The 21,847-nt window shown below is 60.9% G+C and carries 24 protein-coding genes; 8 read left to right on the top strand and 16 right to left on the bottom strand.

The features are described 5' to 3' along the window. Positions 1 to 11 precede the first annotated feature (11 nt). The gene (locus tag ACEWPJ_RS12025) at positions 12 to 1,094 is read left to right on the top strand and encodes an AI-2E family transporter (protein ID WP_416513337.1); all 1,083 of its coding nucleotides are present in this window, start codon (positions 12 to 14) and stop codon (positions 1,092 to 1,094) included. On the opposite strand, the gene ACEWPJ_RS12030 is transcribed toward ACEWPJ_RS12025, so the two are convergent. Genes ACEWPJ_RS12030 through ACEWPJ_RS12045 form a run of 4 tightly spaced genes read right to left on the bottom strand, consistent with a single transcriptional unit; the run spans position 1,028 to position 5,010 of the window. Further along, entirely contained in the window at positions 1,028 to 2,563 is a 1,536-nt protein-coding gene (locus ACEWPJ_RS12030; RefSeq protein ID WP_416513338.1) for a phospholipase D family protein, read from the bottom strand. The genes ACEWPJ_RS12025 and ACEWPJ_RS12030 overlap by 67 nt on opposite strands. Then, positions 2,547 to 4,307 carry a sensor histidine kinase gene (locus ACEWPJ_RS12035; RefSeq protein ID WP_416513339.1) on the bottom strand — a complete coding sequence of 587 codons (1,761 nt, stop codon included), beginning with the start codon at positions 4,305 to 4,307 and terminating at the stop codon, positions 2,547 to 2,549. Before ACEWPJ_RS12035 ends, ACEWPJ_RS12030 begins: the two co-directional genes overlap by 17 nt. Then, complete coding sequence (locus tag ACEWPJ_RS12040) at positions 4,304 to 4,861, bottom strand: RNA polymerase sigma factor (protein WP_416513340.1); 558 nt, start codon at positions 4,859 to 4,861, stop codon at positions 4,304 to 4,306. Before ACEWPJ_RS12040 ends, ACEWPJ_RS12035 begins: the two co-directional genes overlap by 4 nt. Beyond that, complete coding sequence (locus tag ACEWPJ_RS12045) at positions 4,858 to 5,010, bottom strand: NepR family anti-sigma factor (RefSeq protein WP_416513341.1); 153 nt, start codon at positions 5,008 to 5,010, stop codon at positions 4,858 to 4,860. Before ACEWPJ_RS12045 ends, ACEWPJ_RS12040 begins: the two co-directional genes overlap by 4 nt. 122 nt (positions 5,011 to 5,132) lie before the next feature. Here ACEWPJ_RS12045 and ACEWPJ_RS12050 point away from each other — a divergent pair, with 122 nt between their 5' ends. Further along, complete coding sequence (locus ACEWPJ_RS12050; protein ID WP_416513342.1) at positions 5,133 to 5,945, top strand: response regulator; 813 nt, start codon at positions 5,133 to 5,135, stop codon at positions 5,943 to 5,945. Between the two features lie 72 nt (positions 5,946 to 6,017). Here the strand turns inward: ACEWPJ_RS12050 and ACEWPJ_RS12055 are convergent, their stop codons facing one another. Continuing rightward, positions 6,018 to 6,188, bottom strand: a complete 171-nt coding sequence (locus ACEWPJ_RS12055; protein ID WP_416513343.1) for a DUF1328 domain-containing protein — start codon at positions 6,186 to 6,188, stop codon at positions 6,018 to 6,020. Positions 6,189 to 6,349: 161 nt separating this feature from the next. Between ACEWPJ_RS12055 and ACEWPJ_RS12060 the strand changes: the two genes are divergently transcribed. Next, positions 6,350 to 6,670, top strand: coding sequence for a DUF883 family protein (locus tag ACEWPJ_RS12060; protein ID WP_416513344.1), 321 nt, complete (start codon positions 6,350 to 6,352; stop codon positions 6,668 to 6,670). 8 nt (positions 6,671 to 6,678) lie between these two features. Then, a complete protein-coding gene (locus tag ACEWPJ_RS12065; RefSeq protein ID WP_416513345.1) occupies positions 6,679 to 7,032 on the top strand; it encodes a phage holin family protein in 354 nt (117 codons plus the stop codon). Between the two features lie 59 nt (positions 7,033 to 7,091). Here ACEWPJ_RS12065 and ACEWPJ_RS12070 read toward each other — a convergent pair whose 3' ends face one another. The 6 genes from ACEWPJ_RS12070 to meaB all read right to left on the bottom strand — a co-directional run bounded on the left by ACEWPJ_RS12070 (position 7,092) and on the right by meaB (position 10,609). Continuing rightward, positions 7,092 to 7,556: a host attachment family protein gene (locus ACEWPJ_RS12070; protein ID WP_416513346.1), complete on the bottom strand. Its 465-nt coding sequence runs from the start codon at positions 7,554 to 7,556 to the stop codon at positions 7,092 to 7,094. A gap of 3 nt (positions 7,557 to 7,559) precedes the next feature. Next, positions 7,560 to 7,757 carry a hypothetical protein gene (locus ACEWPJ_RS12075; protein WP_416513347.1) on the bottom strand — a complete coding sequence of 66 codons (198 nt, stop codon included), beginning with the start codon at positions 7,755 to 7,757 and terminating at the stop codon, positions 7,560 to 7,562. 104 nt (positions 7,758 to 7,861) lie between these two features. Beyond that, on the bottom strand, positions 7,862 to 8,785 hold the full coding sequence (locus tag ACEWPJ_RS12080) for a YihY/virulence factor BrkB family protein (RefSeq protein WP_416513348.1): 924 nt from the start codon (positions 8,783 to 8,785) through the stop codon (positions 7,862 to 7,864). A 5-nt stretch (positions 8,786 to 8,790) separates the two neighbouring features. Then, a complete protein-coding gene (locus ACEWPJ_RS12085; protein WP_416513349.1) occupies positions 8,791 to 8,982 on the bottom strand; it encodes a PLDc N-terminal domain-containing protein in 192 nt (63 codons plus the stop codon). 192 nt (positions 8,983 to 9,174) lie between these two features. Then, positions 9,175 to 9,462, bottom strand: coding sequence for a 50S ribosomal protein L28 (gene rpmB, locus ACEWPJ_RS12090; protein ID WP_416513350.1), 288 nt, complete (start codon positions 9,460 to 9,462; stop codon positions 9,175 to 9,177). 163 nt (positions 9,463 to 9,625) lie between these two features. Further along, positions 9,626 to 10,609 (bottom strand): methylmalonyl Co-A mutase-associated GTPase MeaB, encoded by a 984-nt coding sequence (meaB, locus tag ACEWPJ_RS12095; RefSeq protein WP_416513351.1) that lies wholly within the window; start codon positions 10,607 to 10,609, stop codon positions 9,626 to 9,628. A 185-nt stretch (positions 10,610 to 10,794) separates the two neighbouring features. Between meaB and hrpB the strand changes: the two genes are divergently transcribed. After that, positions 10,795 to 13,263 (top strand): ATP-dependent helicase HrpB, encoded by a 2,469-nt coding sequence (hrpB, locus tag ACEWPJ_RS12100; protein ID WP_416513352.1) that lies wholly within the window; start codon positions 10,795 to 10,797, stop codon positions 13,261 to 13,263. A gap of 1 nt (position 13,264) precedes the next feature. Here hrpB and ACEWPJ_RS12105 read toward each other — a convergent pair whose 3' ends face one another. After that, complete coding sequence (locus ACEWPJ_RS12105) at positions 13,265 to 13,846, bottom strand: L,D-transpeptidase (RefSeq protein ID WP_416513353.1); 582 nt, start codon at positions 13,844 to 13,846, stop codon at positions 13,265 to 13,267. A 212-nt stretch (positions 13,847 to 14,058) separates the two neighbouring features. On the opposite strand from ACEWPJ_RS12105, the gene ACEWPJ_RS12110 reads away from it, so the two are divergent. Continuing rightward, entirely contained in the window at positions 14,059 to 14,517 is a 459-nt protein-coding gene (locus ACEWPJ_RS12110) for an NUDIX hydrolase (protein WP_416513354.1), read from the top strand. Positions 14,518 to 14,635: 118 nt separating this feature from the next. Beyond that, the gene (locus tag ACEWPJ_RS12115) at positions 14,636 to 16,117 is read left to right on the top strand and encodes an inorganic phosphate transporter (protein ID WP_416513355.1); all 1,482 of its coding nucleotides are present in this window, start codon (positions 14,636 to 14,638) and stop codon (positions 16,115 to 16,117) included. 62 nt (positions 16,118 to 16,179) lie between these two features. Here the strand turns inward: ACEWPJ_RS12115 and gndA are convergent, their stop codons facing one another. From gndA to ACEWPJ_RS12130, 3 genes are all read right to left on the bottom strand, one after another. Next, positions 16,180 to 17,580 (bottom strand): NADP-dependent phosphogluconate dehydrogenase, encoded by a 1,401-nt coding sequence (gene gndA / locus ACEWPJ_RS12120; RefSeq protein ID WP_416513356.1) that lies wholly within the window; start codon positions 17,578 to 17,580, stop codon positions 16,180 to 16,182. A 74-nt stretch (positions 17,581 to 17,654) separates the two neighbouring features. Continuing rightward, positions 17,655 to 18,581 (bottom strand): ornithine carbamoyltransferase, encoded by a 927-nt coding sequence (gene argF, locus ACEWPJ_RS12125; protein WP_416513357.1) that lies wholly within the window; start codon positions 18,579 to 18,581, stop codon positions 17,655 to 17,657. Continuing rightward, positions 18,578 to 19,762, bottom strand: a complete 1,185-nt coding sequence (locus ACEWPJ_RS12130; RefSeq protein ID WP_416513358.1) for an aspartate aminotransferase family protein — start codon at positions 19,760 to 19,762, stop codon at positions 18,578 to 18,580. Before ACEWPJ_RS12130 ends, argF begins: the two co-directional genes overlap by 4 nt. 251 nt (positions 19,763 to 20,013) lie before the next feature. Here ACEWPJ_RS12130 and ACEWPJ_RS12135 point away from each other — a divergent pair, with 251 nt between their 5' ends. Then, positions 20,014 to 20,952 carry a DMT family transporter gene (locus ACEWPJ_RS12135; RefSeq protein ID WP_416513359.1) on the top strand — a complete coding sequence of 313 codons (939 nt, stop codon included), beginning with the start codon at positions 20,014 to 20,016 and terminating at the stop codon, positions 20,950 to 20,952. Here the strand turns inward: ACEWPJ_RS12135 and ACEWPJ_RS12140 are convergent. Further along, positions 20,890 to 21,693, bottom strand: a complete 804-nt coding sequence (locus ACEWPJ_RS12140; RefSeq protein WP_416513360.1) for an ABC transporter permease — start codon at positions 21,691 to 21,693, stop codon at positions 20,890 to 20,892. The genes ACEWPJ_RS12135 and ACEWPJ_RS12140 overlap by 63 nt on opposite strands. Positions 21,694 to 21,847: the final 154 nt, after the last annotated feature.

The raw sequence follows: 21,847 nt of genomic DNA on the forward strand, positions 1-21,847 counted from the left end.
GGACCGTCCGCATGAAATCCGACGCAGCGCCCCGCTGGGCGATCGTGACTTTGGCCATCGTCGCGGCATTTGCTGCGTTGAAACTCGCCTCCGACATCTTTGCGCCAGTGACGCTGGCGTTGGTTGTTGGCGTGGTTCTTTCGCCGGTAACCGATCGGCTCGACCGGATCGGGGCACCGCACTTGCTCGGGGCGCTCTTCGGGTTGCTGCTGGGTCTTGGAGTGCTGTTCGCGATCATCCTTGGCTTTGGCCCGCTGGTCGGACAGGCGGTTGACGAAGCCCCCCGCATCTGGGCCGAACTGCGCGATACGATGGACTGGATGAAAGACCTTGCGCGCGGCTTTGACAATATGTCGGATGAGGTCAACCGCGCCATCGACCCCGAAAACACGGGCGCGACCCAGAACGGAGAAGCCAAGCTCGGCCTGCCAACCCTTGGCGATATTCTGTTCCTCGCCCCCGGTCTTGTAGCCCAAGCCCTGCTATTCGCCGGAACACTGTTTTTCTTCCTGCTGGGCCGGATCGAGATTTACGATTGGCTGTCGGCCAACACGCTTCCCAACACGCCCATCACGCAAAGCAGCAACCGCCTGCTATGTGCCGAACGTGTCGTCGCCCGTTATTTCCTGACCATCAGCATGATTAACGTGACCTTCGGCATTTTCGTCGCGGCGATGACCTATGCGGTCGGGTTGCCCTCTCCGGTCCTCTGGGGGCTGTTTGCCGCGTTGATGAACTACATCCTCTACCTTGGCCCGGCTATTGTCGCCGTGTGCCTGCTTGTCGCCGGGGTCATCGTGTTTGACGGGCCGATTGTCGTCTTGCCTGCGGGGCTGTTCGTTCTGATGAACGCGACCGAAGGGCAATTCGTGACACCGGGGTTGGTGGGGCGCGAAATGGCCGTAAATCCGCTGCTGGTTTTTCTATCGCTGGTGCTGGGGCTGTGGCTGTGGGGGCCGATTGGCGGCCTCGTCGCGATCCCGATCCTGATGTGGAGCCTTGTGATGTTCGGCTTGCTTAATCAGGATCAGACCATCTCATCCGGCAGGACGGGCACGGGTGTTCCGAACTCCTCAGCCGAAGCGACGTTGTAGGGCACGATAAAGCCGCGACGATTTTCGGGCGCTGCTTTCGCGTTGGAGTGCGCGAGCGCTACCCAAGCGTCAAACGCGGTCGAAAGGTCAAAGAACGCATGCCCCGCGTCCTGCGGCAACCAGTGGCAAAACACGCGCCTGCGCAGTTCAGCAACGTCGCCTTCGGCGTCCAGAAAAATGCCAGCCTCCGTGTCCCAATTCATGCTGCGCCCGTTCAGATTGGCCGAGGATACGACGGCCCGATCATCGTCAAAGATCGACACCTTGGCATGAACGTAGACCAGCGGCGCGCGGGCAAGCGTATCGCGGTCGCTCGTTTGCTTTTCAACCGGCTGAACCGGAGAGCCGATGAACATCCGATCCCCGAACGCTTTTTCGAGGATGCGAATACACTTCGCCTGCAAATGCTCACCGAACTTGGCATCAAGCCCATCGCTGTTTTCAAACGCCACATCCTCGGGCGCGGCGGGCAATATCAGCAGCAGGCGAAGGTTCGGATTTTTCCGCGCGGCCTCCGCCATGTGGCGGGCCAGTTTCGCGTCCCGGAAAAACTGCGTTTCGAAATAAAGCAGGTGACGTGTGGCGTCGATCAGATCCCGCTGGCGGTCTGACAAATCTGTCCGCAGTGGGTTGGGCGACAGATGCGCGATGTTCCAGCGCCGCTTGGCCGATAGCGTCGTCAGGAAATGGGCGTCAGCGTCCAGACACTCCCGATCCCCGGCGACCACCTGCCCGAAGGTTTCCAGATGCAGCGCCGCGCGGCTTGCCAGTTCGGCGTCTTCGATCAACAACTGCACGTCGTGCCAGGTGCGTTCCGCCGGGCGGTCATGGGCCTTCGTATCGTATCTTCGTTCATCCACATCCAGCCCGCCAATGAACAGTTTTGAGCGATCAAAAACCGCAAGCTTCTGATGATGCGTCACGGGATAGAGCGGCGGCAGCGAAAACCAGCGCGGCACCAGCCTTCCGTCGCGTTCGTCGATCACCCGGCGAAGACCCGGCATGTCACGAAGGCGGTTATCCCTGACCTTGCGGTCCAGCGCGTTCAGGTCGTCTAGCTGCTCTTTCAGTTTCGAAAACACTTTTGGCGCAAAGGCCAGCCGGGGGATCAGTCCGGCCCGCGCCGGGTGCATGCCGGGGATGACGCTCAGATCCGCACCCTTCCCTGCGATTTCCCGCGCGGCGGTGAACAGGCGGATGCTGTGCCATGTCGATTCATGCAGATCCGGCGCACCGATCGGGTCAAAGTCTGACAGCACAAACCGCAACCGGACGCCACGTTTCAGCGTATGCACGATCAGATCAAACCACGTCTGCCCGACCGCGCGCGCTTCATCTGACCGAAGGCGCGTTGACGGGTCAAAGACACGGAACCCTGCCGAAACCTCCTCCCTCGCATCAAGAAAGCAACGCTCAAGCGCGGGGAAGGCTTCTTCGGCGGTTATCAGAACCTCAAGCTTGCGGGGCATCGGATAACTCCTCCGCATCCTCCGCATCCTCCGCATCCTCCGCAGAGAAATCTGCAATCTTGAACACGACGCTTATCGTATGGCTGTCGTCAGTGACGTCGGTTTCAACGTCAGATTCCAATTGCATGGCAAAGGCGCGGATCAGTTGTTTGCCAAGTCCGGTGCTGACGACCTCCTTGTCTTGCACCAGCGGCGTCCCCAGCGAATTTGAAACCTCAAACCGCACCATCTGACCCTCAAGCGCTTTCAACTCGACACGCACCCAGGGGTCGCGACCCTCTGGCCGACCGATGTATTTCAGCGCGTTCGTCGCAAGTTCGCTCGTCAGCAGGGACAGCGGCACCGCCTGATCCGGATAGATCGTGACCGGGTCCATCGACACCTTGGTTTCCACGCCGACCCCGGCGGGCAGCGCCAGAATCAACAGTTGATCGACAATCTCACCCAACAGCTGATCCGCGCGCACCTGCGACAGGTTCTGCGTCATGTAAAGGTTCCGGTGGATCGTCGCGAGGCCGAGCACACGGTCCTGCACTTGCCGCAGGGCGGCGGTCGCCTCGGGGCTTTTCGATTTGCGGACCTGCATGTTGATGATGGATGAGATCAGTTGAAGGTTGTTCTTCACCCGATGATGAACTTCCTTCAGCAACACGTTCTTTTCATGAAGGGAATCCTCCATCGCCGCTTCATCCCGCATGATCGTGTCCGCCATATCAAGGAAGGTGCGGTCGATCTCCTGAAGCTCCTCCGGGGCAGAGCTTAGCGGGCGCGTATCAAGGGCCCGGTTGCCGCCGGCAAAGTTCGACATCTTCTTGCGCAACTGGCCGATATGCTTGATGACAAGCCGGTGCACCGCGAAATAGGCAACGACGAGGCTGACAAGCCACATCAGCGCCGGGAAGATCGCAGCGACGCGGGTGAAGAAGGTGGGCTGCACGATCTTTTGCTTCGGGGACCAAACGCCGAGCGCGTAAACGGTGTTCGGCACGATGGACAGAACAGTGAACGTCCGTTCCTGCCCATCGCGGGTCGTGCCGCGAAACACGAAATCCTCGCCGGTGACGAACTCGGCCAGATCACGCCCCAAAGGTAGCCCTCCAAGCTGGGTCTGATCCTCTTGATCCGATGCAAGAACGTCGCCGTCTTGATTGAAAAGAAACAATTTCTCTGGCCGATCGCCTTCTTCGCCAACGGTATTCAAACGAAGTCGACTCCGCGGGATCGATAGGGTGATGAACCCCCGCAGATCCCCTTGTTCAAAGGCCGGATGATTGATGAGCAGAACGGACAAACCCGTAATCGCGCCCGCCCCACGGGCCTGAAGAACGGGACGCGGGGCCGCCATAAGGGCCTCGACTCGCTTGGAATCCGTTAAGTCTCTCGGCGCGCCCATAGAGGCGCAGTTCATCTGCGCCCCGTCATCGATGAAGCCTGCAAAGACCAAACCACCGTCGGAATCAACGATGCGCCGCATGAACTCACTGCAAGCCTCGTCATCGTTGTTGGCCAGAAGAACCGTCTGCCCCAGTGACTTCGCCACACCAAACCCGCGCTGAATCTGTTGCCGTGCGATATCGACAGCGTCGGACGTTCGGCCAAGCATGGCGGCCTCGGTCAGACTGTTGATCTGATCGGCGACGCGGACAGTTTGGTAAACGGCAACGGCCCCAAGCGGTAGCAACACCAGCGCCAGCATCGCGACGATACGCGTCGCGAGTGCGTTCAGCAGGCTCCTCCCGCTCATCTGCTAGACGTGCGGTTGCCTGACATCACGGCCATCGTTGACTGATCCGTCATCTCCATCGCCTCGTTCTCATCAAGATGCAGCAAAACGGTCAGCCGCTCGCGGCCCCTGTTTGCGCGGCTCTTGATTGTGCCGACGGCGACACCGCACATTTCCGCAGCCTCTTCGTAGGAAAAGCCCGACGCGCCGACCAGAACCAACGCTTCGCGCTGCTCATCCGGAAGCTGCTTGAATGCCTCCTGAAAATCCTGAAGGGCAAGCCGCCCGTCATGATCGGGTTTCTGCGCCAGTTGTTCGGCATGGACGCCGTCAACGTCTTCGACTTCCCGTTTCGCTTTGCGGCGACCGGAATAAAACGTGTTGCGCAAAATGGTGAACAACCAAGCCCGCAAGTTTGTCCCGACCTCGTATTTTTCGATATTCGACCAGGCTTTGACGATGGTGTCCTGAACAAGGTCATCCGCCGCGGACCCGTTCCGGGTCAACGACAGCGCAAAGCCGCGTAGGGCTGGAAGATGCTCTACCAGCTCCTCTCTGGGGTCTTGGGCGCTCATTTTTCTGACTCTTGCTTTTTCAGCTGATCGATCAGGTCTTTGAAGCGATCAGGCAGTTCTTCATCGACCTTTTGCTGAAACACACGACGCAAATTCTCATCAATCTGCTGATCGATTTTATCTTTTTCCTTATTTTTCTTGCTCTTCATAAAGGTTCTTGCACCCGCATTGCCGAAGCCTCACATTTACCATACGCGCACGTAATTTCTTCGGAACCTAACGCGCTGAATCGGCGTTTGGTTCCGAAGAATATCAATAAGCAGGTGAAATAATGTCTCACTCTTCTGACACCGCGGACTTTGCGACTCGCATCGCTGGTGAGCTCCCGTATCTGCGTCGGTACGCCCGCGCCTTGACCGGAAGCCAGCGCAGCGGCGACCAATACGCCCTTGCCACGCTTGAGACGATGGTCAACGATCCCGACGGCGTCAACCGCGAAGTTTCTCCGAAAGTCGCGCTATTCCAAGGGTTTCACGCGATCTGGATCAGTTCGGGCGCACCGGTTGAGAACGAGGAAGAGGGCATTCGCGGCCGTGCACAAAGCCTGATGAACAAGCTGACCACGAACACGCGCGAGGCGTTGCTGCTGCATGTGATCGAAGAATTCAGCTATTCCGATATCGCGAAAATCATGCAGATTGATCAGGGCGAGGTCGAAGAATACATCCTGATCGCCCAGCGGGAACTTGCGGACACAATCAGCGGTAAGGTTCTTATCATCGAGGATGAGGCGATTATCGCGATGGATCTGGAAAGCATCGTGTCCGATATGGGCCACCGCATCACCGGCGTTGCCCGGACCCATCAGGGGGCGGTCGATCTTGGCCAGAAGGAGCGCCCGGACCTGATCCTTGCCGATATCCAGCTTGCCGATAACTCGTCCGGCATCGACGCGGTGAATGATCTGCTTGAAACACTCGGCGACGTGCCGGTGATCTTTATCACCGCCTTCCCCGAACGGCTGCTGACGGGTGAACGGCCGGAACCGGCCTTCCTGATTTCCAAGCCCTATACCGAAGAACAGGTGCGGCTGTCCGTCAGCCAAGCCATGTTCTTTGCATCCACGGAAACGCTGAACGTCTGATCGCGCGATCAGTGACAAAAAAGAAGGGCGGCCCGCTATGGCCGCCCTTTTTCGTTTCAATCCAATTGCCTGTTAAGGCGTTTTGCCGCGAAGCGCCCGTGCAACCATCGCGATCACGAACAGGACGATAAAGACGAAGAACAGGATTTGCGCGATGCCAGCCGATGCCGACGCGATGCCGCCAAATCCGAACACCCCTGCGATCAACGCAACCACAAGGAAAACCAAAGCCCAATACAGCATGTCGTATCCTTTCTGTTTGTCAGATGCGCCGATGGCGCGATTAGTGATAAAACGTCTAGTCTTTTCATTCGGTTCCGCGAAAAATCTATGGCCCCGCGACGGAACAATCCGGCAACTGGCGCGTTTGCACCGTGAGAATTGACTTGTTTAAGGAGAATATGATGGCTCGTTCCTCAACGAACAAAGCCCCGACGACCGAAGACCTTGGCGCGCAGATGGAGGCGCTGAAATCCGACCTAAGCAATCTGACCCGCACCATCGCCGACATGGGCAAGGCGCAGGGCCAGCAGTTTGCCGACACCGCAAAGGCCCAAGCCGACGCTGCCCGCGAGGCTGGCGAAGCGCAGCTTGCCCGCGCTCGGGATCAGGCCGTCCACATGACCAACCAAGCGGATGAGTTCGTGACAAAGAACCCGGCTGCGGCAATGGGGATCGCGGCGGGGGTTGGGTTCCTCGTGGGTATGATGGCGACCCGGAAGTAGGGCCGCGCATGTTTGATGCAGTCAAGCAATCCGCAGCCCGTGCAGCGCGCAAGACGGCTTTGTCCGTCGGTGCGCTGATCGCGTTGTGCGTTGGTATCGGGTTTCTGACGGCAGCGGGGTGGATACACCTGTCGCTGGCGCATGGATCGTTGACCGCCGCGCTGGTGATCGGGTTGATCTATGTCGGCATCGGTCTGGTGCTGATCGCTGTCGCAGGCTCCTCCGCCCCCGAAACGGTGGACAACCCGCGTGCCAGTGCGCACGCCGCCGAACCCGACGCGGAAACGCCGAACAATCTGCCGCCCTTGGCGCAAGCCTTTGTTTATGGGCTGAACGCCGGGGTGAAGGCAAAGCGCAGATAGGCAATGAAAAACCCGGCCCTTCGCGGGGCCGGGTTTTCTTTCCGTCAAATCCTGAAATCTCAATCCTGTTCGGCCAGCGCCTCGGCCACGCGACGTTCGATGCTGTTCACGGCGTGGTGGGTCAGGTTCTTTGGCACTTCGGCCACCAGTTTGCTCTGCACCTCCTGATGCAACCCGTCGCGCAGACGGCCCAGAACCTCTGGCCCGGCGACGATCACCAGCTTGTCAAAATCCCCGCGATGCGCCCTTTTGTAGAGCATATCGGAAAGATCCTCAGCGAACCGATCCTTGGCAAGCTCATGCCAATCCGTGTCCTGAACGGCAGAACGGTGGACGCTTGGCCCGTCGTTGAACCGACCCGGCCTGTTGGCGGATTGCTCCTCATCCGAGGGGTTTTCCTGTTCTTTCTTCCGGCGAAGTTCGAAATGCGGGTTTTGCGCATCGCCAATATTTTCAAGGAATAACGCCTTTTCGCTATCTGCGACCAGAACCCACGTTCCAGTATCAACTTTCAAAGGGGCCACGGGTCAGTCCTCCTCCTCATTCTCTTTGGTCACACGGGTTGCGCCGGCGGGGCGTTCCTTTGCCCGCTTCAGCTCGTCCTTTGAGCCGATCTCGCGTGCGAGGCGACCACCTTCGCGGCCCTGCCCGCTGACGGCCCCGTCCTCGCCCAGAATTTCCTCGGACTCTTTGTGCTTGTCGTTTGATCTGTGTCGCTCAGCCATCGTGCCCTCCTGAATTGGGTGAATGTCTGGGGACTCAACCCGCAACTGTGGGTGCGGGTTCCAAATTTGGGTGGCAATATCGGCGTGGTCAGGCGGTCGATCCGTCAGGACTCATCCCGCACCAGATGATCTGCGACATAGGCGCCGCGCTGCCCCATCGGGCGGTCGGGGCCGACGGTGCTGTCGCGCCTTGTGCGCAACTCAAGCTGCGCGTTGACGACGGCGCCCATCAGCACGACATAGGCGCTGATATAGAACCACATCAGCAAGGCAATCACCGCACCGATGGAACCATAGACTTCGTTGTAATTCCCGAAATTCGACAGGTAATAGGAAAACGCCACCGACAGCGCACCCCAGATGACCACAGCGACAACCGCGCCGGGGCTGATCCAGCCGATCCGCGCGTGCCGCCGGTTCGGGCCGAACCGATAGACGATTCCCAAACCAAAGATCGCAACCAGAAACGCGATAGTCCAGCGCGTCACCTCAAGCACATTCGTGGTGAAGTCACCCAGCGGAAAATACGCGATGGCAAGCGGCGCAATCACAACGCTGGTCATGGAGATCAGGCCGACCCCCACCAGCGCGAGCGTCAGCAGAAGCGCCGCGATATAGTGCTTTAGGCCGGGTCGATTGCTTTCTCGATAGATCGCGTTCAAGCCGCGGATCAACGCCGCAACCCCCGCCCGCGCGGACCAGATCGCCGCGAGGGTCGAAATCAGGGTCGTCCACCCCAGCGTGCTTTCATTCGCGCTAATCAGGGCGTTGACCTGCCGCTCCAATATCCGAAAGGCTTGATCCGGCACGAAACGGGCCAGCAATTGCAGCTGGCTTTCGATCACCACCGGGTCCGCGAAAATACCCCAGATCGAAATCAGCGCCGCGATGCCGGGGAAGATTGCAAGCATGGAAAAGAACGCAACCCCCGCCGCGATCAGGCCGAGGTTGCGATCATCAGATACCCGCGAAATGTTCTTCGCGGTGTTGATTAGTCTTTTATATGAAAGGGTTGGACCCTCGATCATGTCACCTATACGTGGCTCGCCGTGCCGCGTGGCCCAGCAATCAGCCAGATAATAAAGCCGACGATCGGCAATACAACGACCAACAGCGTCCAAAGGACTTTCTTACCGGTCGATACGGACGATCCAATGATCGACACGATTGCCCAAATATCGAGGGCGAGGATGATCAGGCCACCTAATCCGCTCAGTTCCATCATGGTTGCTCTCCTTCGCAACAGTTCCGTCAATCAAGGCGGGCGGAAGATCCGCGACCGGCCTCGGGTCTGGCTAATCAACGTGAAGCGGCGGTGTTTGGTTCCTCGGCAATGTGACGCCGGGGCGTGGACCAAAACAAAAAACGGCCCCACCGATGCGATGGGGCCGTCTGGTTCGGTTCAGAAAGCGTCGGTTCAGGCGGACGCCTGTGCCTTCTGAATATCTTTCTTGATTTTCAGCGCATTGGCGGACAGTTCCGAATCCTTGGCTTTCGCCAGGAACCGATCCAGACCACCACGGTGATCGACGGTCCGCAGAGCGGCAGCGCTGATCCGCATCTTGAACGCACGACCCAGAGTCTCAGACTGCAGAGAAACGTCGTTCAGGTTCGGCAGGAACCGGCGCTTGGTTTTGTTGTTGGCGTGGCTGACATTGTTGCCAGACATCGGCCCTTTTCCGGTCAGTTCGCAGCGGCGCGACATGGGGTTCTTCCTTGTCTTTATGGGGTCTGAGTGCAGAGCCCGATAACACAAACGGGCGCCGCGGCGGCAGCGCCCTGAATTTCGTCTGCGGTCAATACGCGGAATCACCCGGAGCGTCAAGCAGGACTGCGCAATCCAAGACGAATTCGCGACGGTGCCGATTTCAGCCCGATTTTCCAAGATGCGCAAGCACCTGACCGGCAGCCTTTCCCGGGGCAATCGCGCCCTCCGCGACCTCCTCCCCCAGCGTTTGCACCAGCGTCTTGGTCGCGTCATCGCGGCTAAGCTGGGCGAGCAAGGCGTGGCGCAGTTCTTCTTCGAACCAATGGCGGGCTTGGGCAGCGCGGCGCGACTCCCAATGCCCGCTTTCCTTGCGCCAATCGGCAAGCGCGGTCATCTCCTCCCACGCGGTTTGTAGGCCGTCCTCGGAAACGGCGGACACCGCCATCGCTTTCGGGAACCCCTCCGGGTCTTGCGGGCGTTTACGCAGCAGCCGCAGCGCCCCCGAATAGTCCGCACAGGTCCGGGTTGCCGTCGATTTCAACTCTCCATCCGCCTTGTTCACAAGGATCATGTCGGCGATTTCCATGATCCCGCGCTTGACACCCTGAAGCTCATCGCCGCCCGCCGGGGCCATCAGCAGAACGAACAGGTCCGACATCTCTGCAACCATGGTTTCCGATTGCCCGACGCCGACGGTTTCGATCAGGACAACGTCGAACCCCGCTGCTTCGCACAGCGCCACGGCCTCTCGCGTGCGGCGTGCAACGCCGCCAAGCTGGCTTTGGCTGGGTGACGGGCGAATAAACGCGTTTGGATCACGCGACAGGCGTTCCATCCGGGTTTTGTCGCCAAGGATCGACCCGCCGGAGCGTGCCGACGACGGATCAACCGCCAGAACCGCGACCCGCAGGCCCTGCCCGGTCAGCATCAGGCCAAATGCTTCGATAAACGTCGATTTTCCGACGCCGGGCGTGCCGGACAGACCAATCCGAAGCGCGGATCGGTCTGTATCGCCCAGCGCGTCTTGCAGGGCGAGCGCGTCGGCGCGGTGATCGTCCCGCCGGCTTTCGATCAGGGTGATCGCTCGGGCCAAGGCGCGGCGTTCCCCTTTTTTGACGCGGTCCGCAAGATCAGAAAGGTCCATGATTCCGTCCGATATCGTTTTGTCTGTGTCGCGGCCAAGGCCGGTCGGAGTCACCTTATGCCTTCCAGTTCCCGATATGAAAAGCGACAGATTTGCGCATTTGACCTGAAATCCCGCAAGGCCCCACGCTTGCAACCCCGCCCGCCATTCTGCACAACCAAACCACCCCACCTGCCGGAGCGTTGATGCCAACCACCCCCCGCCTGCCAATCGAAGACGCCCTACCCGCGCTGATCGACGCACTTAGCGGCACTGGTCGGGCCGTGTTGCAGGCCCCACCCGGCGCGGGGAAAACGACGCGCGTGCCGCTTGCGATGCTCGACTCCAAGCTCACCGAAGGGCGGATTTTGATGCTTGAACCCCGCCGCCTCGCTGCCCGTGCGGCGGCGGAACGCATGGCGCAAACCCTTGGCGAAGCGGTCGGCCAAACCGTCGGCTATCGCATCCGGGGCGAGGCGAAGGTGTCAAAGGCGACGCGGATCGAAGTCGTCACCGAAGGCATCCTGACCCGGATGATCCAGTCGGACCCGACGCTAACCGGAATCGGCGCGGTGATCTTTGACGAATTCCACGAACGGTCCCTGAATGCCGATCTTGGGCTGGCGCTGGTGATTGAGCTGCGTGACGCGTTCCGCGACGATCTGCTGGTTCTGGTTATGTCCGCAACGCTCGACGCCGCACCGGTTGCCAAATTGCTGAACGATGCCCCCGCGGTGGCATCCGAAGGGCGGGCCTTTCCGGTTGAAACCGAATGGCTCTCCAAACCACTGCCAAAAACCAAACGGTTCCCCGAGGCCGTCGCCGACCTGATCCAAAAAGCAGTCGCGGAAACCAACGGCAGCCTGCTGGTGTTCCTACCCGGCGAAGGCGAAATCCGCAGGGTTGAGGCGTTGTTGCGCCCCGCCCTGCCGGATGACTGCACCCTTCGCCCGCTTTACGGCGCGATGCCGTTCAAGGATCAGCGCGCGGCCATTCGGCCAGCAGAGTCCGGTCGCAAAATCGTGCTCGCGACTTCCATCGCTGAAACTTCGCTGACCATCGAAGACGTCCGCGTCGTGGTTGATGGCGGCCTTGCCCGACGGGCGCGGTTTGATCCCGGCTCCGGCATGTCGCGTCTGGTGACGGAACGTGTGACGAAGGCCGAGGCCGAGCAGCGCAAGGGGCGCGCCGGGCGCGTTGCCGAAGGCCGTTGCTATCGCCTCTGGACCAAGGGCGAAGACGGCGCGCTTGCCGCGTTTGCCCCGGCAGAGATCGAATCCGCCGACCTGACCGGCCTCGCGCTGGAACTCGCGCTGTGGGGGGCACGGTCGCCGGACGACCTCGCGTTTCTGACCCAGCCGAACCCCGGCGCATATGCTGAGGCGTGCGCGCTGCTGACAACTCTGGGCGCGCTCGACGGTGAGGGGCGCATCACAGACCACGGGCGCACGCTCGCCGCACTTCCGCTCCATCCGCGCCTTGCGCATATGCTCGCCGTGGCTGGCCCCGATGCCGCGCCGCTCGCGGCCTTGCTAGCAGATCGTGACCCGCTTGGCCGGGGCGCGCCTGTCAGTCTGTCCCTGCGCCTTGAGGCCATACGCGATCCACGCCGCTTTGCCGATCAACACAGCTTTGCCGTGAACCGGGGCGCGGTCGAGCGCATCAAGTCCGAGGCCCGCCGCCTTGCCAGCCTGACCAAAACCAAACCGAAACGCGCCTACGATCCGGCAGAGATGGCCGCCCTCGCCTACCCAGACCGTATCGGCCTGCACCGGCCCGGCGACGCGCCGCGTTGGGTTCTCTCCGGCGGCAAGGGGGCGGTGATGGATGCCGCCGACCCGATGGCCGCCGCCCGTCTGATCGTCGCAACGGACCTTGACGGCGACCCGAGGGAGGCGCGGATCAGACAGGCGAATGAGATCGGCGAAAGCGCCGTGCGCGACCTGTTCCGCGATCAGATCGTCTGGCGCAAGCGCTGCGATTGGTCGAAACGTGACAGGCGCGTTGAGGCGCGGGAGGAAGAAGCGCTTGGCGCAATCGTTCTGTCAGACCGGGTATGGAAGGACGCGCCGCCCGACCAGCGCGCGCGCGCCGCGCTTGATGGAATCCGCGACCTTGGCCTGCCAATGACCCCCGCCGCCCGCCGCTTCGCGACCCGTGTGGAACTTGTGCGTGGTGGTGGCGACGATTTTCCCGATATGTCGGAAACCGCCCTGCTGGCAACAGCGGAGGATTGGCTGCTGCCGCACCTCACCCGGATCAAAACCGCGCAGGATATCCGCGCGCTCGACCTGACCGAAGCGCTGCGGGCGCGGCTGGACTGGAACCAGATGCAAGACCTTGATCGCCTCGCGCCCAGCCACTTCAAGACCCCGCTCGGGAACCGTGTTCCGATAGATTATGACGGTGAGGCACCGGGGATTGAGGTTCGCTTGCAGGAACTGTTCGGCGTCACCCGCCACCCAACCGTGGGAGCGAACCGCACACCGCTGCGGATAACACTGCTTAGCCCGGCCCGGCGCCCGGTGCAGGTCACGATGGACCTGCCGGGCTTTTGGGCGACGTCTTACGCCGATGTGCGCAAGGATATGCGCGGCCGTTACCCAAAGCATCCGTGGCCCGAAGACCCGACCGAGGCCGATCCGACACTTCGCGCAAAGCCGCGCGGCAGGTAGATCAGATCAGCCGGACCTGCGTGCCGACCGGCGCAAGCTCATAAAGCTCAGCGATCTTTTCGTTGTAGAGCCCGATGCAGCCCGACGACGACCGCCGCCCGATCTTGCGCGTGTCATGCGTGCCGTGGATCAGATAGGCGGGCCAATCCAGATACAGCGCGTGCGTGCCCAGCGGATTGTCCGGCCCCGGCGGCATGTATTTCAGCGACGGGTCACGCGCCAGCATGTTCTGCGTCGGCGTCCAGTCGGGACCAACCCGCTTGCGAACCACCTTGGTGTAGCCACGCTTCGTCAGCTCTTCGGACATCGGAACGGATGTCGGATACAGCCGATAATCCGATCCATCCGCAGACCAGTAATGCAGCGCCCTCGATTGCGTATCCGCCAGCAGGGTCGCAACGCCAAGGCTGTCAAAGTGATCTTCCCAGCGCTGGGTTCGGAAGCTTGAGATATTGCGCCGCGCCTCAGCCGTTCCGCCAACGACGGTCGGGTCCGTCGCCTGTGCGCGCAGAACGCTCGGCATCGCAAGCGCGCCGCCGACCATCGCCAACATACGCCGACGAGAATGTTTATCTTGTGTCATCTACTCTGCCCTCAATCCTTTGGGGTTGGTTGAGCGCAATCTAGGCAGCCATATCTTTGCTGCAAGTGCGAAAAGCGCGAATTTACCCGCCCTCACAACAGTTTGATCGGCGACATTTGCGTTAATTCCCGTGGATAATTTTGCAATCATTGAAAAATACGTTATCTTATAAGGATAACAATAAAAACGAGCACAAGAAGTCAGGTTTTGAGATGTCTAACGTATTCATGAAAGCGTGGACCGATATGGTCCAGCCAATGCTGCAACGCCCGAATAGAATTCAGGTTGCAGCCCTGTGCCATCGCGTCGTCGATGGCGAAAAGAAAGTTCTTTTGGTCACAAGCCGGGGCACCGGCCGCTGGATATTGCCGAAGGGTTGGCCGATGGACGGCATGACAGCCTCTGGCGCGGCTATGCAGGAAGCCTGGGAAGAGGCTGGCGTAAAGGAAGGCCACGTCAATCCGCAGGCGCTTGGCAGTTTCGACTTTGAAAAGGAACTCGACACTGGCGGCACGGTGATTTGCACCGCCGAAGTGTTCGGAGTTGAGGTTGAGAAGCTGACAGATACGTTCCCCGAAGCCGATGAACGCACCCGCAAATGGGTAACGCCGGAAGAAGCCGCGAACATGGTGAGCGAGCCGGGCCTGCAAGAGATTCTACGAACCCTGTAGCAGAAGCGCGACGCCCGCTTTCTTTCATGACGTTTTTGCAATAGTTTTGCGACAAGCCTGTTGAATTGGCGTCGCTTCCCCGTTAGCCGTGCGCGCACGTCTATGGGGGATATGGACTATGTCGAACGCGCCGAAAGGCAACCAGTGGAAGACGCTGGACAAAGACCTTAACCGCATCAGCCAAATGGAATATGCGACGATGGCTGTGTCCAAGCCGTTGGTCGCGCCGGGCATTGCGCTCGCCTTCATGGTTGTCGCAGGGATCGCGGCGGCGCTGTTCTTCAACGAAACCCCTGTTTCCTTTGTCGTTGTGACCGCTGCGGTCTTTGGCGCTTACATGGCGCTGAACATCGGCGCGAACGATGTGGCCAACAATATGGGCCCGGCGGTCGGTGCGAATGCTTTGACAATGGGCGGCGCGATTGTGATCGCAGCCCTTTTTGAAAGCGCCGGGGCATTGCTTGCGGGCGGCGACGTGGTTGGCACGATTTCCAAGGGAATCATCGCGCCCTCATCCGTCGCGGATTCGGGCGTGTTCATCTGGGCGATGATGGCGGCGCTAATATCCTCGGCGCTTTGGGTCAATCTGGCGACCGTTTTTGGCGCGCCGGTGTCGACCACCCATTCGGTCGTCGGTGGCGTGATGGGGGCCGGGATTGCCGCCGCGGGCCTAAGCGCCGTGAACTGGACAACGATGGGCGCAATCGCCGCGAGTTGGGTGATTTCCCCAATTCTCGGCGGAGCGATTGCCGCGGGTTTCCTCGCGCTGATCAAGGCCAAGATCATCTATCAGGAAGACAAGATCGCCGCCGCCCGCCGCTGGGTGCCTGTGCTGATCGCGATCATGGCGGGTGCCTTCGCGGCCTACCTGTCGCTGAAGGGGCTGAAACGGATCATCAAGATCGACATCGGCACGGCGCTGCTGATCGGGGCCGGGATCGCCGCGCTGTCCTACGTTATCAGCGCCCCGCTGATCGCGCGCCAGTCCGAAGGGATGGAGAACCGCAACCGCTCTCTCAAAACGCTGTTCGGCTTGCCGTTGATCATCTCAGCCGCGCTGCTTTCCTTTGCCCACGGCGCGAATGACGTTGCGAACGCGGTCGGACCACTTGCCGCCATCGTCCACGCCGCCGAATTCGGTGATTTCGCCGACAAGGTCGCGATCCCTACATGGGTGATGGTGATCGGCGCTTTCGGTATCTCGTTCGGGCTGTTCCTGTTTGGGCCAAAGCTTATCAACATGGTCGGCAGCCAGATCACCAAGCTGAATCCCATGCGCGCCTACTGTGTGGCGCTATCCGCCGCGATCACTGTGATCGTGGCAAGCTGGCTTGGCCTGCCCGTCAGTTCGACCCACATCGCCGTCGGTGGTGTGTTCGGCGTCGGGTTTTTCCGCGAATGGCACGCCGAACGCCGCGCCCGCGCGCATAGTGCGTCGCGCCCGCCGGAACTGCGGATCGCCAAGGAAGAACGCCGTCGCCGCAAGCTGGTGCGTCGGTCGCATTTCATGACCATCGTGGCAGCGTGGGTGATTACCGTTCCGGCTGCGGCGGTGATCTCCGGGTTGATTTTCCTGATCCTGAACGCCCTGCTCGGCTGAGAAGGCCGCGCCCGGTCCAGACGGCTGGATTTGAGTATTTTTGGCAAGATGAAACTGGGGGGTTAGTCCCACCACGGGCCGTGATGCGCGCCTTCTGCGTCGATACGTTCAAAGCCATGCGCGCCGAAGAAATCCCGTTGCGCTTGGATCAGGTCGGTGGTGCCCCGCGCCTGCCGCATGGAATCAAACCACGCGAGTGACGCAGAAAACGCCGGGGTTGGGAGCCCTGCGCCAACCGCCGCCGAAACCACACGTCGCATGGCCGCGACGCCGTCCCGCAGCGGTGGAACGAAGGCCGGGGCCAGAAACAGGCGGTCTTCAGGAAGGTCAGAGCGGAACGCGTCCGCGATATCGTCCAGCAGCGCCGAGCGGATGATGCACCCCGCCCGCCAAATCTCCGCCACGACCGCGCGGTCGATGCCCCATTCGTATTCGTCTGACGCCGCGCGCAGGATCTGAAACCCCTGCGCATAGGCAATGATGCGGGCGGCGAGAAGCGCGGCCTCCAGATCGCTTTCGGAAAGGTCGACGGTGCCGGTGCCATCGTAGATGCCCGACGCGTATTCGCGGACCTGCTTTTCCGACGACCAGCTGCGCATCCCGACGGCCGCTTCGATCGCCGATGCAGACTGGCCGAGGCTGAGTGCTTCAATCACCGTCCAGCGCCCGGTGCCTTTCTGCCCGGCCCGGTCGAGGATCGCGTCAACAGCCGGCGCGCCGGTTTTGCTATCGGTTGCGGAAAGCACCTTGGCCGAAATCTCCATAAGGTAGGAGTTCAGCGGACCATCATTCCAGCGGGCGAACAGTTTGGCGACATCAGCCGGGAACCAGCCCGCGCCGTTGCGCAGCAGCCCCCAAACCTCAGCAATCAACTGCATGTCGGCGTATTCGATGCCGTTATGCACGGTTTTCACGAAATGCCCTGCCCCGTCCGGGCCAAGGTGGGCAACGCAAGGGGTGCCTTCGAACTTGGCGGAGATGGCTTCGAGGATGGGTTGCAACTGCGTCCAGCTATGATCCGTGCCGCCGACCATCATCGACGGGCCATTGCGCGCACCCGCTTCGCCGCCGGACACGCCCATGCCGACGAAGTGCAAATCCTTCTCGGCCAGCGCGGCAGAGCGGCGGCGCGTGTCGTGGAAATTCGCGTTCCCGCCGTCGATGATCGTATCGCCGGGCTCAAGCAGCGGAGCCACGCGTTCGATCATCGCATCCATCGGTTTGCCCGACGGAATCATAAAAAGGATCACCCGCGGGGTCGCGATATCAGCGATGAAATCCACCAGCTTGTGATGCGCGTGAAGGTTGCCGGAAAGATCATCAGCCTCTTTGATGAAATCCTCAATCCACGAGGTTTCGCGGTTAGTCACGGCGACCTCAAACCCGCTATCGGCCATGTTGAGCGCGAGGGCGCTGCCCATCGTGCCAAGCCCGTAGACCCCGATCTGTGCCTTGTCCGTCATCGCGCCGCACCTCCCCCTTTTTCCGGAAAGACCCTATCGGCTGGCGCCCCGCGCGCAAGCGGGAATGGATCGCCTCAGCGTTCGAGGCACCAGCGCATGATCGCCTTTTGTGCGTGCAGCCGGTTTTCTGCCTCGTCGAAGATCACTGAATTGGGGCCGTCCATGACGCTCGACGTCGCTTCGTCATCGCGGTGCGCGGGCAGGCAGTGCATGAACAGCGCGTCGGGCTTTGCCTGCGCCATCAGCTGATCGTTCACCTGGTAGCCGCGCAGCTGGTTATGCCGCCGTTCGCGCGCCGATTGCGGGTCGTGCATCGACACCCAGGTGTCGGTCACGATCAGATCAGCACCCTGCGCCGCCTTGTGGGCATCGCGTTCGATTTCGATATCGACCCCCTTTGACCGGGCGAGTTCCACAAACCCCGGTTCGGGGTCGAGCGTTTCGGGACCGGTGAACGTCAGGTTAAAACCGAACTGCCCCGCGGCGTGGATGAAGGACGCGCAGACATTGTTGCCGTCACCGGACCAGACGACCTTCTTGCCCTTGATCGGGCCGCGATGTTCCTCGAAAGTCAGGATATCGGCCATAATCTGACACGGGTGCGTGCGGTCGGTCAGTCCGTTGATGACGGGGACGGTCGCGTATTCCGCCAGCTCCAGCAGGGTCTGTTCTTCAAACGTGCGGATCATGATGAGGTCGACATAGCGCGACAGCACCCTTGCGGTATCGGCAATCGTCTCGCCGTGGCCAAGCTGCATATCGGCGCCCGAAAGCACCATCGTCTGCCCGCCCATCTGCCGCACGCCAACGTCAAAGCTAACCCGCGTCCGGGTGGAGGGCTTTTCGAAAATCAGCGCGACAATATGATCCTTCAACGGCAGATCATCGTCAGGCGCGCCTTTCGGGCGACCATCGCGGGCGTTCTTGATCCGCGCGGCGTTGTCTATGATGCCGCGCAGTTCATCGGGGTCGGTTTTGTGGATGTCCAAAAAATGTTTCATGCGTTGGCACCCCTTTCGACGGCCAAAGCCGCTAGGTCAAGGCGCGCGACCGCCTCGGCTATTTCGTCATCCGTGATGGTGAGCGGTGGCAGCAAGCGGATCACGTTGTCGGCGGCCGGGACGGTCAGAACCTCAGCGTCATAGCCGGCCTTTACCACATCCGCATTCGTCGCCTTGCATTTCAGGCCAAGCATCAGGCCAGATCCGCGCACCGACTCAAACACATCGGGGTGCGACGCGACCAGCCCCTCTAACTTTTGCCGTAACAGGCCCGCCTTGCGGTTCACTTCGGTCAGGAAATCTTCGCTGGCAACCTCCTCCATCACGGCGCAGCCGACGGCGCAGGCCAAGGGATTGCCGCCATAGGTCGATCCGTGGGTGCCCGCGGTCATGCTGCGGGCCGCATCCTCAGTCGCCAGCACCGCGCCGAGGGGGAAGCCGCCGCCGATGCCTTTCGCCACCATCATGATGTCGGGATCAATCCCGGCCCATTCATGCGCGAACAGCTTACCGGTCCGACCCATGCCGCATTGCACTTCGTCCAGGATCAGCAGCGTGCCGGTTTCGTCGCAAAGGTCGCGCAGCCCTTTCAGGCAAGCGTCGGGCAACGGGCGGATGCCGCCCTCGCCCTGCACGGGTTCGACCAGAATGGCGGCGACTGTGGCGTCCATCGCCTCGGTCGCGGCCGCGTGGTCGGCAAACGGAAGATGGATAAAGCCGGGCAGCAGCGGGCCGAAGCCCTTTGTCATCTTCTCGGACCCCGCAGCGGCGATGCCCGCAGCAGATCGGCCGTGGAACGACCCGTCAAAGGTGATGATCTTCACGCGCTCAGGCTGATCTTTGTCGTGCCAGTATTTGCGTGCCATCTTCACCGCCAGTTCACACGCTTCGGTGCCGGAGTTCGTGAAAAACGCGGTGTCCGCAAAGGTGTGTTCCACCAGCAAATCCGCCAGCTTTTGCTGCGCCGGAATGTTGTAAAGGTTCGATGTGTGCCACAGCGCGTTCGCCTGCTCACCCAGCGCCGCGACCAGTTTCGGGTGGGCATGGCCCAGCGAATTCACCGCGATCCCGGCCCCAAGGTCAAGGAAACGTCGGCCATCCGCCTCGATCAACCAACTACCTTCGCCTTTCACGAAAGTCAGCGGTGCGCGCGCATAAGTCGGCAGGACGGAGGGGATCATCGCAATATCCTTCTACAAGAAGCCAATGGGTGCCTTAGCGGCAAGCTCAAGTCAATATTTTCGGGGGGTTGCACCGGAAACGGCGCGGGAACACGGGCAGCGGGGCGTCAGGCGCGGATGCGTCGGCGTCGGGTCGCTGTCATATGCAAAATCGTGTTCATACCCGCTGCATAGGGTGAAACGGCGGACCTGTCCAGATGCGTAAACCAAAGCCGCTTTCCTTCCGGTCAAATCGTCACTACCGATAACGCATGACACATCCGCGCCAATCGAACCTTGTCGCCGTCGGCTTCATGCTGCTTGCCTCGGCCCTGATTGCGGGAACAAGCCTTTTGGCCAAGGCAATCGGGCACGGCGTTCTGGGCGACGCGCTGCATCCGCTTCAGATCAGCCACGGGCGGTTCCTGTTCGCTTTCATCGCGATCAGTTGCGCGGTTGCAGTGATCCGACCCCGCTTCACCAAGCCCGAGCTTGGGCTGCATGTGGTCCGCACGACCTGTGGCTGGGCCGGCATATCACTGATGTTCGCGGCCATCGCCTATATCCCGCTGTCGGATGCCACAGCGATCAGTTTCCTTAACCCCGTTTGCGCGATGATGCTGGCGATCCCGCTGTTGGGCGAACGGGTCGGGCCTGTGCGGTGGGGCGCGGCCGCCATTGCGCTTCTTGGTGCACTCGTTCTGCTGCGCCCCGGCACGGGCAGCTTTCAGCCCGCCGCGTTTCTGGCGCTTGGCGCCGCCGCTGTCATGGGCCTTGAAATCACCATCATCAAACTGCTTTCAGGCCGCGAAGCACCGATCCAAATTCTTATTGTCAACAACACGCTGGGGCTGATCATTGCCTCCATTGCGGTGCTGTTCGTCTGGCAAGCCCCGACCCCTTCGCAGTGGATCGCGCTGGCCGCCCTAGGCACGATGATGGCCCTTGCGCAAACCTGTTTCATCCAGTCCATGCGCCGGGCCGAGGCGAGCTTTGTCGCACCGTTTTCCTATGCCACGTTGGTTTTCGTGACGCTCTATGACCTCGTCATATTCAACACCCGCCCGGACGCGGTCAGCCTGATCGGGGCGGCGATCATCATTGCCGGTGCCGGCCTGCTGGTCTGGCGCGAGGCGCGTGTCAAATCGTCAGGCTTTCAACCGATACCCGCGCCGGAACATCCACCAGCACAGCGCGATCACCGCGGCTGAGGTGGCAACGCAGATCACCAGCCCAAGCACGGGCGAACTGTCAGACCGTCCGATCACGCCATAGCGCACGCCGTCGATCAGGTAGAAGATCGGGTTCGCATGTGACAGCGCCTGCATCAGCGGCGGCAGCCGTTCGATTGAATAAAACGTCCCCGACAGAAAGGCGAGCGGCGTGACAAGGAAGTTGGTAATCGCCGCCATCTGGTCGAACTTGTTGGCATATATCCCCGCGAAAACCCCAAGCGCGCCCATCAGCGTTCCGCCCACGATCACGAACAGCAACGCCCAAAGCGGATGCGCAATCTCGATCCCAAGCAGCAACACCAGCGCGAGGGCGATGGCGACCGAGACAAGTAACCCACGGATTACCCCACCTGCGACATAGCCCAGCACAAGTTCCAGCGGTGACAGGGGCGGCATCAGCGTATCGACGATATTGCCCTGCACCTTTGAAATCACGATTGAGGACGAGGTGTTCGCAAAGGCGTTCTGGATCACCGTCATCATCAAGATACCCGGCGCGAGGAAATGAAGGAACGGCACGCCCATCACGTCCCCCCGGTCCGCGCCAATCGCCAGCGTAAACACCGCCAGAAACAGCCCCGCCGTCGCCAGCGGTGCCAGCAGCGTCTGCGTCCAGACCGCGACAAAGCGCATGGTTTCCCGGCGGGTCAGGGTATACAGCCCCAGCCAGTTCACGCGGCCAAACCGCCGCATTCCCATATCTGCTGTGTTTTTCATCGCAATTCTGCCCGTTTTACCCTGACTCGGCCCGTTGTGGTCCTTGTATCCCGCCACACCATGATTAAAATAGGGGGTCAACGAAATTCTCTCATGCGGCAGTGAATTCAGACGGGCCTTGGGCCACGCCCTGTCGCATCATTTAAGGAAAGCG

The organism is Aliiroseovarius sp. YM-037 (genome assembly GCF_048060095.1).
GTDB lineage: Bacteria > Pseudomonadota > Alphaproteobacteria > Rhodobacterales > Rhodobacteraceae > JBLUOA01.